The sequence below is a fragment of the Nonomuraea glycinis genome (assembly GCF_035920485.1).
Taxonomy (GTDB): Bacteria; Actinomycetota; Actinomycetes; order Streptosporangiales; family Streptosporangiaceae; genus Nonomuraea; species Nonomuraea glycinis.
In genome coordinates, this window is the sequence record NZ_CP109166.1 from 2,548,798 (window position 1) to 2,563,546 (window position 14,749).

The 14,749-nt window shown below is 70.7% G+C and carries 11 protein-coding genes; 5 read left to right on the plus strand and 6 right to left on the minus strand.

The genetic code is table 11. From position 1 onward, the window contains the following. Positions 1-32 precede the first annotated feature (32 nt). A complete protein-coding gene (locus OHA68_RS11710) occupies positions 33-1,094 on the plus strand; it encodes a lytic polysaccharide monooxygenase auxiliary activity family 9 protein (RefSeq protein ID WP_327107662.1) in 1,062 nt (353 codons plus the stop codon). A gap of 9 nt (positions 1,095-1,103) precedes the next feature. Continuing rightward, the gene (locus OHA68_RS11715) at positions 1,104-1,652 is read left to right on the plus strand and encodes a hypothetical protein (RefSeq protein WP_327107663.1); all 549 of its coding nucleotides are present in this window, start codon (positions 1,104-1,106) and stop codon (positions 1,650-1,652) included. Positions 1,653-1,939: 287 nt separating this feature from the next. On the opposite strand, the gene OHA68_RS11720 is transcribed toward OHA68_RS11715, so the two are convergent. After that, positions 1,940-4,897, minus strand: a complete 2,958-nt coding sequence (locus tag OHA68_RS11720; RefSeq protein ID WP_407674433.1) for a glycoside hydrolase family 48 protein — start codon at positions 4,895-4,897, stop codon at positions 1,940-1,942. A 307-nt stretch (positions 4,898-5,204) separates the two neighbouring features. Here OHA68_RS11720 and OHA68_RS11725 point away from each other — a divergent pair, with 307 nt between their 5' ends. Continuing rightward, the gene (locus tag OHA68_RS11725) at positions 5,205-7,520 is read left to right on the plus strand and encodes a glycoside hydrolase family 6 protein (protein ID WP_327107664.1); all 2,316 of its coding nucleotides are present in this window, start codon (positions 5,205-5,207) and stop codon (positions 7,518-7,520) included. A gap of 47 nt (positions 7,521-7,567) precedes the next feature. On the opposite strand, the gene OHA68_RS11730 is transcribed toward OHA68_RS11725, so the two are convergent. From OHA68_RS11730 to OHA68_RS11750, 5 genes are all read right to left on the minus strand, one after another. Next, positions 7,568-7,966: a DnaJ family domain-containing protein gene (locus OHA68_RS11730; RefSeq protein ID WP_327107665.1), complete on the minus strand. Its 399-nt coding sequence runs from the start codon at positions 7,964-7,966 to the stop codon at positions 7,568-7,570. Between the two features lie 17 nt (positions 7,967-7,983). Further along, positions 7,984-8,898: a dihydropteroate synthase gene (folP, locus tag OHA68_RS11735; RefSeq protein WP_327107666.1), complete on the minus strand. Its 915-nt coding sequence runs from the start codon at positions 8,896-8,898 to the stop codon at positions 7,984-7,986. A gap of 65 nt (positions 8,899-8,963) precedes the next feature. Beyond that, positions 8,964-9,434 carry an ATP-binding protein gene (locus OHA68_RS11740; protein ID WP_327107667.1) on the minus strand — a complete coding sequence of 157 codons (471 nt, stop codon included), beginning with the start codon at positions 9,432-9,434 and terminating at the stop codon, positions 8,964-8,966. A gap of 257 nt (positions 9,435-9,691) precedes the next feature. Continuing rightward, a complete protein-coding gene (locus tag OHA68_RS11745) occupies positions 9,692-10,750 on the minus strand; it encodes an NAD-dependent epimerase/dehydratase family protein (RefSeq protein ID WP_189137846.1) in 1,059 nt (352 codons plus the stop codon). Between the two features lie 52 nt (positions 10,751-10,802). Beyond that, positions 10,803-11,984, minus strand: a complete 1,182-nt coding sequence (locus tag OHA68_RS11750) for a zinc-dependent alcohol dehydrogenase (protein ID WP_327107668.1) — start codon at positions 11,982-11,984, stop codon at positions 10,803-10,805. Positions 11,985-12,178: 194 nt separating this feature from the next. On the opposite strand from OHA68_RS11750, the gene OHA68_RS11755 reads away from it, so the two are divergent. Continuing rightward, complete coding sequence (locus tag OHA68_RS11755) at positions 12,179-13,228, plus strand: polyprenyl synthetase family protein (protein ID WP_327107669.1); 1,050 nt, start codon at positions 12,179-12,181, stop codon at positions 13,226-13,228. A 107-nt stretch (positions 13,229-13,335) separates the two neighbouring features. After that, positions 13,336-14,742 carry a family 2B encapsulin nanocompartment shell protein gene (locus OHA68_RS11760; RefSeq protein ID WP_327107670.1) on the plus strand — a complete coding sequence of 469 codons (1,407 nt, stop codon included), beginning with the start codon at positions 13,336-13,338 and terminating at the stop codon, positions 14,740-14,742. The last annotated feature ends 7 nt before the right edge of the window (positions 14,743-14,749 follow it).

Genomic DNA, 14,749 nt, shown 5'->3' on the forward strand with positions numbered 1-14,749 from the left:
AGCAGAGTCAGGCGAGCAAAGGAATCTTCCTCATGAAAGTCATCCGAACGGCGGTTCTGGCCGCCGCCGCGGCGTTAGCCATGATCGTCGCGGCCCTGGTGGTCCCTCCGGCGCAAGCGCACGGCGTCACGATGTTCCCCGGCAGCCGCACCTTCCTGTGCTGGCAGGACGGCCTGCGGGACAACGGGCAGATCGACCCCTACAACCCCGCCTGCGCGGCGGCGCTCGCGCAGAGCGGCGCCACCCCGCTGTACAACTGGTTCGCCGTGCTGCGCTCCGACGGCGCGGGCCGGACCAGCGGCTTCATCCCCGACGGCCAGCTCTGCAGCGGCGGCACCGGGGGCCCGTACGACTTCACCGCCTACAACGCCGTCCGCTCCGACTGGCCGCTGACCCACCTGACCTCGGGCGCCAACATCCAGATCCGGCACAGCAACTGGGCCGCCCACCCCGGCTCGTTCGTCTACTACGTCACCAAGAACGGCTGGAACCCCAACGCGCCGCTGAAGTGGTCCGACCTGGAGTCCTTCGGCAGCGCCGCCAACCCGCCGCAGAGCGGCGGCGTCGGCGGGCTCAACTACTACTACTGGAACGTCCAGCTCCCGTCCGGCAAGACCGGCCGGCACATGATCTACATTCACTGGATCCGCTCCGACAGCAACGAGAACTTCTACAGCTGCTCCGACGTGGTCTTCGACGGCGGCAACGGCGAGGTCACCGGCGTGGGCCCGGGCGGCTCCACCCCTGACCCCGACCCCGACCCGACCGTGACCCCGACGCCGACGGGCGCCTGCGCCGCCACCTTCCGCGCGATCGACAACAACTGGCCCGGCCACTTCCAGGGCGAGGTGACCGTGCGCAACACCGGGACGGGCACGCTGAACGGCTGGACCGTCCGCTGGAACTACACCGGCGGCCAGGGCTTCGAGGGATCCCCCTGGAACGCCACGCTGACCGGGCAACCACCCTCGGTGGCGGCTAAGAACGTGGCGCACAACGGGCAACTGGCGCCGAACGCCTCCACCACGTTCGGCTTCAACGCCACGGGCACCGCGCCCAGCCCCGTGCCGGCTCTGACCTGCACCAGCCCGTAGGCCACCGGCATGCTTGACGAACTGAGGAGGCCGACGGCCCGGCGGGGACGCCTCGTGGCGATCACCGCCGTGGTCGCGGCCTCCGTCGCCGGTGCGGCGCTCTTCGCGGGCCTGCGGCAGCAGGGGCTGCCGGCCGACCTGCGCGATCCGCTCGCCGCCCGGGTGACGGCGATCCTGGAACAGTCCTCACCCGCCGAGCATCACGAGCACGGCCACGAGTTCGGCGAGGACGCGGGCCGGGTCGTGTGCGCGGTGGACCCCTTCGGGATCGAGCCCGCGGACGCGGCCACGGTGGCCGAGGTGGACTGGGTGTACGCCCGGCACCTGTGCGCGATCACCGGTGCGGGCGAGGACTGGGCGATGTCCGTACGCGTGTCCGGCCCGCTCGCCGTACGCCTCGGCGAGCATGCGCAGATCCTGGTGCCCGAGCCCGGCATCGGCTACCCGGAGCGGGTCAGACAGGCGATCCCCGAGCGCTACCACGAGGAGGCGTTCGGCGCGTTCGCCGACGACGAGGCGATCGACGCGGCACGGGCGAGATTCTCCCGGGCGCGCTGATCCGGGCACGGGAACGCGGCCGGCGACGAGGGGGAGGACTCGGCCGGCCGCGTTCCTGCCATCCGGGCGGGATGGTGTCGCAGGGTGCTTACCTGGGTGGGATCTGCGGCCTCACCTCCTCGGTGACTCGTCGGCAGGGGTGGCCAGGTGACCCGGCTCGGTGCGCCACCGGGGTGAGTCGTGAGCTCATGTGCTGCCTTTCAGCGGGGGACCGCCGCAACGCGCTGCCCCCAGCGGCGGGACCCGCCCCGCCGCGGGTGAACGGCGGGGCGGGGGCTATCGGCTGCTCACGGGAAGAGCCGCCCGTACTCTGCCAGGGCGACCGCCACGTCGACCTGTGCCCAGAAGCGGTGGTAGTTGAAGACCGGGGCCGGCCCGCTGCCGTCGAGGAACGCCTCGACCCTCGGCCAGTCCGGGTCGTCCTCGTAGAAGGACCTGATCGACAGGAACGTGGAGTCCGAGTTGATCGGGTCGCCGTTCGGCATGGTGCCGCTCCAGCCCGGCGGCACGTAGACCGGGTCGTCCACGCGCCGGTAGTCGGTCTTGGTCTCCGCCACCGAGACACCCTTGGCGTCGCGGTTGTCCCAGACGCCGTCCAGCAGCGCCTTGGCCATGGCCTGCGCCTCGGCGTCCTGCGCGCGGGCCGCGTAGTACATCAGCACCTTGGCGTACGAGCCGGCCACGCCCACGTCCTGGGTGTGGTCCAGGACCTCGACGTGCAGGCCGGGGTTGGCCGGCGGCATGCCGCTCGTGGCGTTGAAGCTCCCGACCGGCTGGCCGGTCCAGCGCAGCGTGGACGGGATCTGGTAACTGCCGTCGGCGTTGATGGTGGTGTGGTCCATGGCCCACGCCACCCACTTGTCGAGCAGCGCCTTGGCGGCGGCGTTGCCGGTGACGTTGTAGAGCTCGGCCACCCGCTCCATCGTCCACGCCTGGAAGCCGAACCACTGGTTGGACGGCGGGTCGTGGTAGACCGGCTGCCAGTCGTAGGCCATGCCGTGGAACTTGGGCAGCCCGCTCGGCGGGGTGGCGTAGTGGCCGTCCCAGCTGTTGGTCGCGCCGCCGGCGATGGCGCCTTCCGCCGACTGCAGCCAGGTGTAGAACTGCAGCTGCCGGGTCAGGCTGGTGCCCCAGTCCTGGGCGCCCGTGCCGCTCAACGGCCGCAGCTCGGAGACGTTCGCCAGCGCCCAGGCCGCGAACGGGTTCTGGTAGCCGGAGTGGTTGTGGCTGGAGCCGATCCGCCAGGCCCAGCCGGCGTTGGCGTCGGTCGCGCCGCCCCACGCGTAATACCAGGACAGCAGGTAGCTGGCGGCGTTCTTGCCGGTCCCGGCCGGGCACGACGGGCTGGTGCAGCCGGGCTGCTTGTAGTACTTGTCGTACATCGCGTAGCGCAGGTAGTCGCCCATCTTGGCGGCCTTGGCCACGGTCGCCGAGATCTGCGACTCCTTGCCCTGCGCCTCGGCCCAGGTCTGCGCCCAGTACGCCACCTGCACCGCGCGGGCGTCGGCGTCGGGGGCGTTGGTGTACTTCCACTGCTTGGCGTACGAGCTGTCGTCGATGAACAGGTCGAGGAAGCCGTTCGTGCCGCCGTGCGCGAAGGTGTCGCAGGACGGCTGCGGGATCGTCTCGAAGACCGACTCCTCCGGGCCGCGCTGGTAGGTGTTGATGTAGGCGGGCTTGGTGGTGCCGTCGCCGCAGCGGCCGAAGCCGTAGGTGTTGTCGACGTCCAGCAGCCAGTGCATGCCGTAGATGTTCGCCGAGCCGTAGGCGCTGCGCAGCTCGCCCGCGATCGGGTCGGAGCCCACGCTGACGCCGGGTTCGATCGCCGTCGGGTAGTTCTCGATCTCCAGGTGCTCGGCCGCGTACGTGGCCGGCTTGGCCGGGTCGTAGAAGGAGTTGGTCGGCTGGTCGGCCGTGGCCGGGATGATGTTGGTCTCCATCGAGTCCCAGGCGGCGTTGAACTTCGACCAGTCACCGGTGACCTGCCCGTAGACGGCCTCCAGCCACAGGTAGTAGCTGTAGGCCTCCGAGGTGGTCTCGTGCCCGTGATCGGGCGCCTCGACCATGAAGGTCTCCACCGAGTGGTACGGCACCCCCTCGGGCGAGAAGTAGCCGTTGGCGGGGTCGTGCAGCTCGTTGTAGAGCTCGGTGAACCGCGCGATGTACGCGTTGTCGCCGCCACCCGGCGTGTCGTTGTCGGCCTCCGTCACGGCGACGTCGACCGGGCTGTAGCCGGTGGCGCTCACCCTGAAGACGGCCGAGCCGCTGGTGGCGTCGGCGTCGTCGGCGGCGGCGATCGTCACGTTCTGGGCGGTGTTCCAGTTCGCCGGGGTGAAGGTCCGCGTCGCGCCGGAGCTGACGGTCAGGTCGGTGTCGCCGCTGACCCGCGCGGTGCTGACGGTCACGTCGGCCGTGGGCGCCCTGGACAGCCTGACGCCGAAGGAGGCGTCACCCGTCTCGGGCACGGCCAGGCTCAGCGGGCTCACCACGAGCACGGGGGTGCTGTCGGCGGAGACGGTGATGCCGACCGGGGACGAGGTGGTGGTCGCACCCGCGTTGTCGGTCGCCCTGGCGGTGATCGAGTAGTTCCCGGCCGCCACGTTCTGCCAGCTGTAGGCGTACGGGGCGCTGGTGTCGGTGCCGAGCAGCGTCGAGCCCTGGTAGAAGTCGACCTTGGCGACGGTGCCGTCCGGGTCGGCGGTGGTTGCGGCGATCGGCACGGTGGCCGGGGCGGCGAAGGTCTGGCCGGCGGCCGGCGAGGTCAGCGAGACGGTCGGGGGCTGGTTGGCGTTCGTGCCGCCGCAGGTGGTGCCGTTGATGGCGAACGAGGTGGGCTTGGGGTTGCTGCCGGACCAGGTGCCGTTGAAGCCGACGGTGACGGCGGCGCCGGTGGCGAGCGCGCCGTTCCAGGGCATGTTCGTGGCCGTGACCCTCGTGCCCGACTGGCTCCAGTTGGCGCTCCAGCCGGTGGGTGTGTACCGCTGGGTGGTGGTGGGGAAGTCGAAGGCCAGCGTCCAGGCGGTGAGCGGGTCGCCGAGGTTCTTCAGCGTGAGGTTCGCCGTGAAGCCGCCCTGGTTCGGGCCGCTGGTCCACTCGTTGGCGGTGTAGGTCACCTCGCAGGCGACGGCGGCGCCGGCGGGGGCCTGGCCCAGCACGGTCGTGGTGCCCGCGACGAGGACCAGGGTCGCGGCCCCGGCGAGCCGCCTGGCCCATCGGGCGAACATGGATCGGGGTCTGTGGGTCACGGTCTCTCCGGTCTCTCCATGGGAGTAGGGGGTGGGAGCGCTCCCATCGCGATTGTGCGGTGCGACCGACGCCGGCTGTCAAAGAAACGGCCGCCGCCGAAGCGCCGCGCTTACTCCCACCTGGTAGCGCGGCATGAAAGTTTCACCCCGGTTCGGCGGCATTCGGCGAGCGTGCGGGCCGGAGCGGGCGGCGGCTCCGGCCGCTCGCTGTACACCCCTCGGGACCCAGCTCACTATGGGAGCGCTCCCAAACAACCGCTGGAGATGATGACTCGTGAAAATCCCGCGCGCCCTCCGGAGATGGGCCGTGACCGCCACCGCGACCTGCGTCGCGGCGGCCGGCCTCATCGCCGGGCAGGCCACCACGGCGCACGCCGCGGTCGCCTGTGACGTCGTGTACACCCCCAACACGTGGACATCGAGCCCAGGACAGGGCGGCTTCACCGCCAACCTCACGCTGAAGAACCTCGGCGACCCGCTCACCGCCTGGACGCTGGCCTTCGACTTCCCCACCACCACCCAGCGGTACACGCCGAGCGGCTGGGGCGCTAACTGGAGCCAGTCGGGCACCCGCGTGACCGGGACGAACATGCCCTACAACGGCGCCCTCGCCACCGGCGCCGCCGTCACCGTCGGCTTCAACGGCACCTGGTCCGGCACCAACCCGAACCCCACCTCCTACACCGTGAACGGCACCACCTGCGGCGGCCCCGGCGGCGCGACCCCCTCGGTCGTCACCTCCGCGAGCTCCGTCGCCGTCAACGAGGGCGGCACCGCCACCTTCACCGCCCGGCTGTCGTCGGCCCCCACCGCCGACGTGACCGTCAGCACCTCGCGCACCAGCGGCGACACCGACCTGACCGTCAGCTCCGGCGCCTCACTCACCTTCACCCCCGCCAACTGGAACACCCCGCAGACCGTCACCCTGGCCGCCGCCCAGGACGCCGACACCACCTCGGGCACCGCCGTCTTCACCGTCGGCGGGACCGGCGTCACCTCCGCCACCGTCAACGGCACCGAGATCGACGACGACGCCGTACAGGAACAGTCGCTCGTCGTCACCCCGACGTCGGTGACCGTGCCGGAAGGCGCCGGCGCCACCTACACCGTGCGCCTGGCCGCGCAGCCCTCCTCGAACGTGACCGTCACCACGAGCGCGGGCAGCGGCGACACCGACCTGACCGTCAGCTCCGGCGCCTCACTCACCTTCACCCCCGCCAACTGGAACACCCCGCAGACCGTCACCCTGGCCGCCGCCCAGGACGCCGACACCACCGCCGGCACCCGCGTCTTCACCGTCGCGGCCACCGGCCTGACCTCCCGTACGGTCACCGCCACCGAGGCGGACGACGACGGCACCACCCCCGTGCACGTCGAGAACCCGTACGCGGGAGCCACCGGCTACGTCAACCCGAACTGGTCCGCCAAGGCGGCCGCCGAGCCGGGCGGCGCCGCCATCGCCAACACCTCCACCGCCGTGTGGATGGACCGCATCGCCGCCATCGCCGGCTCCGCGGACGCCATGAGCCTGCGCGAGCACCTGGACGAGGCCGTACGGCAGGACGCCGCCAACGGCGCCGCGCCGCTGACCATCCAGGTCGTCGTCTACAACCTGCCGAACCGGGACTGCTCCGCCCTGGCCTCCAACGGCGAGCTGCGCATCGCCGCGAACGGCTTCAACCGCTACAAGAGCGAGTACATCGACCCCATCGCCGACATCCTCGACGACCCGCAGTACGCCGGCCTGCGCATCGTCGCCGTCATCGAGCCCGACTCGCTGCCGAACCTGATCACCAACATCGACAGCTTCGCGGACTGCCGCGAGGCGAACGGCCCCGGCGGCTACGTCGACGGCGTCCGCTACGCGCTGAACAAGCTGCACGCGATCTCCAACGTCTACACCTACATCGACGCCGCCCACCACGCCTGGCTGGGCTGGGACTCGAACTTCCAGCCCGCGGTGGACCTGTTCCACTCCACCGTCGCCGGCACCACGGCGGGCGTGGACAGCGTGGACGGCTTCATCGTCAACACCGCCAACTACTCGACCACCACCGAGCCGCACTTCACCATCAACACCACCGTCAACGGCACCACGGTGCGCCAGTCCGAGTGGGTGGACTGGAACTTCTACGTCGATGAGCAGACCTTCGCCGCCGCGCTGCGCACCGCCCTGATCGCCAAGGGCTTCCGGCAAGGGCTGGGCATGCTCGTCGACACCTCGCGCAACGGCTGGGGCGGCACCGCGCGCCCGAGCGGCCCGAGCAGCTCGACCAATCTGAACACGTTCGTGGACGACTCGCGCGTCGACCGCCGCATCCACGCCGGCAACTGGTGCAACCAGAGCGGCGCGGGCATCGGGTCCAGGCCGCAGGCCGCCCCCGCCAGCGGCTTCGACGCCTACGTCTGGATCAAGCCGCCGGGCGAGTCGGACGGCTCCAGCAGGGAGATCGACAACGACCAGGGCAAGCGGTTCGACCGGATGTGCGACCCCACCTACACCGGAAACGAACTCAACGGCAACAACCTGACCGGGGCGCTGCCCGACGCGCCGATCTCCGGCCAGTGGTTCTCCGCCCAGTTCAGGCAGCTCGTGGCGAACGCCAACCCGCCGCTGTCCTGACCCCGATCACAGGGCCCAGGCAGCCGCCTGGGCCCTGTTCCAACCCGTCAGCGCCGCGCCCGCCACTCCGAGACGACCCGCTCCACGTCGAAGGGCATCAGGTTCAGCGGCGGCCCGGACAGGCCGGTCCTGATGGCCTCACGGATCCTGTCGTTGATCTCATTGATGATCAGCCGTACCTCGCCCTCGGACCTGGCCTTGACGGCGGCCTCGAGCGACTCCTCGGCCTCCTTGCGCAACGCCAGCGTCGGCGGCAGCGGCATGGACAGCCCCTCGCCGCGCAGCTTCTGCTTCACCCACCACAGCTCGTCGCCGACCTTGTCCAGATCTGGGATCGGCTTGCCCTTGCCGGGCAGGTTGTCGAACTCACCCCGCTCCTCGGCTTCGCGAATCTGCCGGTCCACCCAGGTCTCGAACGGCATTCCCAGTGGTTTGCGCTCGGTCACGCGCGCCTCTCCCCTCTTCAGGCCAGGTTGTGCTTGGGTGCCACCGGCGCCCGCCAGCCGAGCATCGCCTCGGTCATCCGCACCGCCGCCACCGTGGCGGGCACGTCGTGCACCCGGACGATCCGCGCCCCGCGCAGGATCGCCATGACGTTGGCCGCGATCGTCCCCTCCGTCCGCTCGCCCTGCGGGCGGTCCAGGGTCTCCCCGATGAAGTCCTTGTTGGACAGCGCCACCAGCGTCGGATATCCGATCGCGGTGATCTCCTCCAGCCGCCGCATCAACTCCAGCGAGTGGTAGGTGTTCTTGTTGAGATCGTGTCCGGGATCGATGATGATCCGGTCGGCCGCGATCCCCGCCGCCAGCGCGGCCCGCACCCGCTCCCGCAGATAGGCCGACACGTCGGGCACGATGTCGGCGTAGTGCGGCCGCATCACCCGCCTGCCGGGCCCGCCGAGGCTGTGCGTCACCACGACCGTGGCGCCCGTCCGCGCCGCGACCTCCGCCAGTCCCGGCTCCCGCAGCCCGTTGGTGTCGTTGATCACGTCGGCGCCGGCCGCCAGCGCGGCCGCCGCCACGGCGGCGCGATGGGTGTCCACGCTGATCACCGCGTCGGTGACCCGGCGCACCTCGGAGATGACCGGCACCACCCGGTCGATCTCCTCCGCGACGTCGATCTCGGCCTGCGCCGCGCTGAAGGCGAACCCGCCGATGTCCACCCAGTCGGCCCCGGCGTCCACGGCTCGCCGCGCCGCCTCGACCGCCCGTTCAAGCTCGAAGGTCCGGCCCTGGTCGTGAAAGGAGTTGGGCGTACGGTTGACGATCGCCATGATCGCCACCTGCCGCCGGAAGTCGAACTCGCGCCGCCCGATCCGCCGCACAGGCTCGACCATCTCCGTCAAGGGGGAGAACGTCGTGCCGGCTCCGCTGCTCATGGCACCCATCCTCCAGAAGTCCGGTCACCACGAGCGAGCCTACCCGCCCGTTCCGCAGCCACCCGTCAGGCGGTGAAGCGCCCCGCGTGCGGGTGGATCCCGTTCGCCGCGACCCGGACGCGCTTCATCGGCGAGGTGCGCCTGGGCCCGCGCCGCGGGAGGCGCATGGTGATCTGAACCGTGGTGCCCGCGGGCCCGGTGCGCAGGTCGACGCCGTCACAGAGCCGCCGGATCAGATAGATCCCCCGGCCCGCGTACGCCGTGTCCGAAGGCTGCCCGTCGTTGAGGTAAGGGCCGGGGATGCCGGGGCCGTGGTCGACGGTCTCGACGCGGAGCAGCCCGTCGGCGCTCCACATCTTGAGGTGACCGCGCCCGCCGCCGTGCTCGACGGCGTTGACGATGCTCTCGTGGACGGCAAGCACGAAGTCCTCAAGCCGGGCACCCGCCAGCCCCGAGGTCGAGGCATGCCGTGCGACGGCACGGCGCAGGGGGGAGATCTCCTGAATGGTGAAGGGCTTGGTCAGTAACGTACTCATGGCAGGCTCCTCGCGATCGCTTGATCACCTGTCTGGACACGCCGACATGCGGGGTTCGAAGGGCGGTCTCCGGCGCCTTCGAACGGAGGGTCAGCGGGGTTCGCTCGGCGGGAGGGGACCGGCCGAGGCAGGTTCGATGGATCCATGAGTGACCTCCGTGTCGTAATGGACACCTAGGCCGCGCTTCTGGACCTCACGTGACTCTAGTCCTGCCCGACGAGCACGCCCTTACACCATCTGCCGGAAACATCGGAGGACTATCCCTCGGGTGTGGAGCGGGCCCCCGCGCCGGTGGCGAACTCACGCAGGCGGCGTCGGCCGGAGTCGGGGGCGAGCGGCGCGGTGTCCAGGCCGGCGCCCTCGCGCATGCCCTCCAGCACCGACCGGACGGCGTCGACGGACGAGTAGGCGGGCGTCCAGCCGAGCACCTCACGGGCCCGGTCCATCCTCATCAGCGGGATCTGCAGGGCCATCTCCAGCAGGCCGGGCGCGGCGGGCACGAGCCGCAGGTGCCAGCCCGCCGCCACGGCCGCCCGCGCCAGCCCCGGGGAGACCGGCACCAGCCGCGCGCCGAGCAGGTCGGCGAGCGCCGGCGGGTCTAGCACCGGGTCCGCGGCCAGGTTGAAGGCCCCGCTGACGGGCCGCACCACGGCCAGCCGGTACGCCTCGGCGGCGTCCTCGGTGTGCAGCACCTGCAGCTTGAGCCCGGGGATGTCCGGCACGAACGGGATGTTGCCCGCCTTGACCAGCCTGCGCGGCAGCAGCGGCCCGGCGAACAGCCTGCGCTGCTCGGTGGCCGCAGCCCGCTTGAAGATGAAGCCCGGCCGCATCCGGACCACCCGGATGCCGGGGTTGCCGTTCTCGAACACGTCGAGCACCCGCTCGACGTAGGCCTTCTCCCGCCCGTACGCGGCCCCGGCGCAGCCATGCGTGGGCCAGCTCTCGTCCACCGGCTCGTCCTTGGGCCGGGGCGAGTACGCGCCGACGGAGGAGGCGTAGACCAGGGCGGGCACGCCTGCCTCCGCCACCGCCTGGAAGACCCGCATGCTGCCCAGCACGTTGGCCCGCCAGGTGGCCATGGCGTTCCGGGTGGGCTGGAACAGCCAGGCCAGATGCACGACCGCGTCGGCGCCGTCGAAGATCTGCGACAGGTCGCTGGTGACCACGTCGGCCCGGTGCCACACGGTGCGGCCGGACTTCAGGCCGGGCAGCCGCCGGGCGACACCGGCGATGGACGTCACGCTCTCGTCGGCCTCCAGCGCCCGCACCACGCTCGTCCCGACGTTCCCTGTCGCACCCACCACCACGACTCTCATGCGGCAGTGGCTGCCCCGGCTGACGCCCGCGAAACCGTCTGAGCTGCGAAGTTCATGGTTTCAGCAGCACTTTGACGGCACCATTCGCCTTCTTCTGGAACATCTCGTACGCGTGCGGTGCCTCCTCCAGTGGCAGCCGGTGGGTCGCCAGATCCATCACGCCGAGCGGGTCGGCGTCGTCGGTCACCAGAGGCATCAGGTCGCCGATCCAGCGCCGGACATGAGCCTGGCCCATCCGCAGCGTGATGCCCTTGTCGAACAGGCGCAGCATCGGCATCGGGTCGGTCATGCCGCCGTAGACGCCGATGACGGAGATCACGCCGCCGCGCCGTACGGACTCGATGGCCTGGTTGAGCACCGCCAGGCGGTCGACGCCCGCGTGGGCCATGAGCGGCGCGGCGATGGCGTCGGGCAGGAGGCCGGTGAGGGCCTGGGCGAACTTGGCGCCGGGCGAGCCGTGCGCCTCCATGCCGACGGCGTCGATGACGGAGTCGGTGCCGCGGCCGGCGGTGAGCTGCCTGATCGCCTCGGGCACGTCGGTGACGTCGCTCGCGTCGACGACCTCGATGCCGTGGCGGCGGGCCATCTCCAGTCGTTCCGGCACGCCGTCGACGCCGATCACCCGGTGGCCGAGGTAGCCGGCGATGCGCGTGCACATCTGGCCGATGGCGCCGAGCCCGAAGACCGCGACGCTGCCGCCTTCGGGCAGGTGGGCGTACCGGACGGCCTGCCAGGACGTGGGCAGTACGTCCGACAGGTAGACGAACCGCTCGTCGGGCGGGCCGGCGGGCACCTTGATCGGGCCGAACTGGGCCTGCGGGACGCGTAGGTACTCGGCCTGGCCGCCGGGCACCTGGCCGTACAACTTGGTGTAGCCGAACAGCGCGGCGCCCATGCCGTGCTCGCGGACCTGGGTGGTCTCGCACTGGGCGTAGAGCTCCATCCCGCACATGTGGCAGTGGCCGCAGGAGATGTTGAACGGCACCACGACCCGGTCGCCGGGCTTGAGGCCGGTGATCTCGGCGCCGACCTCCTCGACGATGCCCATCGGCTCGTGGCCGAGGATGTCGCCCTCGGTCATGAACGGCCCGAGTACCTCGTACAGGTGCAGGTCGGAGCCGCAGATGCCGCTGCTGGTCACCTTGATGACCGCGTCGTTCGGCTCCTTGATCTGCGGGTCGGGGACCTCTTCGACCCGGACGTCGCGCTTGCCGTGCCAGGTGACGGCCTTCATGGCTCTCTCCTCACTGGGGGGCGCCTGCTCTCGCATACCCACATACCTGCCGTCAAACGAGTCGGCCGCCCAGGGCGGAGTCATGCGCGGGTCTCGTCAGGTGCGAGAAAAACTCTGATCCCCCAATCGGCTTTACACCCTCCGTATTGAATGAGTAACTACTGGTGATGAAGCTCGACAGAAGGAGCCGGCTCATGACGGTCAGCTTTACCCCCAACCTTTTGGGACCGCGCGTGGACGAACGGCTGGCCGCGTTCCTCGACGGCTGGCGGGCGCCGGTGACCGACCAGGACGTGGTGGCCGCCTACCGGTTGCTCATCGACTTCATCCTCACGGGCGGCAAGCGCGTCCGTCCCCAGCTGTGCTACTGGGGGTGGCGGGGCGCCGGTGGCGAGGACTGCGAGGAGATCATCAGCGCCGCCGCTTCTCTTGAGCTCTGCCATGCGGGCCTGCTGATCCACGACGACATCATGGACGGCAGCGAGCTGCGCCGGGGCCGCTCCACCGTGCACCGCAGCCTCGCCCACCTGCACGCAGGGCCGGGCGCGGAGGCGTTCGGGCAGGCCGGCGGCATCCTGCTGGGCACGCTCAGCCTGGCCTGGTCCGACGCGCTGCTGTCCTCGTGCGGGGTCGAGCCGGCCCGCCTGCGCGCGGCGCACCACCTGTTCGACGCCATGCGCGCCGAGGTCATCAGCGGCCAATACCTGGACATTCTCTCCCAGTTGCGCACCGGGGCCAGCGTGGAGCAGGCGCTGACCACGATCCGCTACAAGACCGCCAAATACACCGTGGAGCGTCCTTTGCAGATCGGCGGCGCGCTGGCCGGGGGGACCCCGGAGCTGCTGGCCTCCTACTCGGCGTTCGGGCTGCCTCTGGGCGAGGCCTTCCAGCTCCGTGACGACGTGCTCGGCACCTTCGGCTCCTCGGCGGAGACCGGCAAGTCCGCGCTGGACGACCTGCGCGACGGCAAGCAGACGGTCCTGTTCGCGCAGGCGGTGGAGCGGGCCACGCCCGCACAGCTGGCCTACCTGCGCACCTGGCACGGCAATCCCGAGCTGGCCGAGGAGCACGCCGCCGAGATGCGCCAGATCCTGCTCGACACCGGCGCGATCGACCGGGTCGAGTCGATGATCGAGGAGCGGGCGGGCCAGGCGGTCGAGGCTCTCGACGCCGCCCCGATCATGCCCGAGGCCCGGGTCGCGCTGACCGCGCTGACCGCCCAACTGGCCCACCGCGACAGCTGACCCGAATGGATCAGCCAGGAGCGGCGCTTCGGCCTGCCCGAGAACGATTACCCAGAGCCACTTTCTCTCACTGTTCGTAGTCAATCCTTCATGATCGGTGGTGCACGATGACCGAATCGACCGAATCGACCGCGCAGGGCAACGGCCAGCAGCTCAGCCTGAGCACCGATGCCGCGCGCAATCTGGCGACGACGACCAAGACCGCCCCGCAGATGCAGGAGATCACCTCCCGCTGGCTGCTGAAGCTGCTGCCGTGGGTGCAGACCTCCGGCGGCGTCTACCGGGTCAACCGGCGCCTGACCTACACCCTCGGCGACGGCCGCATCACCTTCAGCACCACCGGCGCGGAGGTGCGCGTCGTGCCCGCGGAGCTCTGCGAGCTGCCGATGCTGCGCGGCTTCGGCGACATCGAGGCCCTGGAGGCGCTCGCCTACCGCTTCGCCCAGCGCGAGGTGGAGGCCGGCGAGGAGATCGTCCGCGAGGACGACCCGATCGAGCAGCTCGTGCTGATCGCGCACGGCCGGGTCGCCAAGGTCACCACCGGCGCCTACGGCGACCAGCAGAGCCTCGGGATGCTGGCCGACGGCGACCACCTCGGCGAGCAGCTGCTCCTCGGCGGTGGCCAGTGGGAGTTCTCCGCGCGGGCCAAGACCGCCACCACCGTGCTGACCCTCTCCCGCGAGGACTTCCAGGCGCTGCTGGACCGCTCGCCGAGCCTGCGCGAGCACCTGGAGGCCTGGCAGGCCAGCGGTGAGCGGGCGCACAACGACTACGGCGAGGCCGCCATCGACATGTCGTCGGGCCACAGCGGCGAGCCCATCCTGCCCGGCACGTTCGTCGACTACGAGCTGAGCCCGCGCGAGTACGAACTGAGCGTGGTGCAGACCGTGCTGCGGGTGCACAGCAGGGTCACCGACCTGTACAACCAGCCGATGAACCAGCTCGACCAGCAGCTCCGCCTGACCATCGAGGCGCTACGCGAGCGGCAGGAGGACGAGATGATCAATAACCGGGACTTCGGCCTCCTGCACAACGCCGACTTCAGCCAGCGCCTGCGCGCCCGCAGCGGCCCGCCCACCCCTGACGACATGGACGACTTGCTGGCCAAGGTATGGAAGGACCCGGCCTTCTTCCTCGCGCACCCGCAGACGATCGCGGCCTTCGGCAGGGAGTGCAGCAAGCGCGGCCTGTATCCCCAGGCCGCCGAGGCGAGCGGCCACCGGGTGCCGGCCTGGCGCGGCGTGCCGATCTTCCCGTGCAACAAGATCCCCGTTTCCGGACGGCGGATGAGCTCCGTGCTGCTCATGCGCACCGGCCAGGAAAGTCAGGGCGTCGTCGGCCTGCACCAGACCGGCCTCCCCGATGAATACCAGCCGGGCCTGTCGGTCCGGTTCATGAACATCAACGAGAAGGCCGTCATCTCCTACCTGGTCACCGCCTACTACTCGGCCGCCGTGCTGGTCCCCGACGCGCTGGCCGTACTGGAGGACGTCGAGATCGGGCGCGAGGACTGACCGAGCA

Bases quoted from the DNA above. Each gene is read 5' to 3' on its own strand.
- OHA68_RS11755 (WP_327107669.1), top strand. From the start codon at position 12,179: ATGACGGTCAGCTTTACCCCCAACCTTTTGGGACCGCGCGTGGACGAA.
- folP (WP_327107666.1), bottom strand. From the start codon at position 8,898: ATGAGCAGCGGAGCCGGCACGACGTTCTCCCCCTTGACGGAGATGGTC.
- OHA68_RS11760 (WP_327107670.1), top strand. From the start codon at position 13,336: ATGACCGAATCGACCGAATCGACCGCGCAGGGCAACGGCCAGCAGCTC.
- OHA68_RS11740 (WP_327107667.1), bottom strand. From the start codon at position 9,434: ATGAGTACGTTACTGACCAAGCCCTTCACCATTCAGGAGATCTCCCCC.
- OHA68_RS11745 (WP_189137846.1), bottom strand. From the start codon at position 10,750: ATGAGAGTCGTGGTGGTGGGTGCGACAGGGAACGTCGGGACGAGCGTG.
- OHA68_RS11750 (WP_327107668.1), bottom strand. From the start codon at position 11,984: ATGAAGGCCGTCACCTGGCACGGCAAGCGCGACGTCCGGGTCGAAGAG.
- OHA68_RS11710 (WP_327107662.1), top strand. From the start codon at position 33: ATGAAAGTCATCCGAACGGCGGTTCTGGCCGCCGCCGCGGCGTTAGCC.
- OHA68_RS11715 (WP_327107663.1), top strand. From the start codon at position 1,104: ATGCTTGACGAACTGAGGAGGCCGACGGCCCGGCGGGGACGCCTCGTG.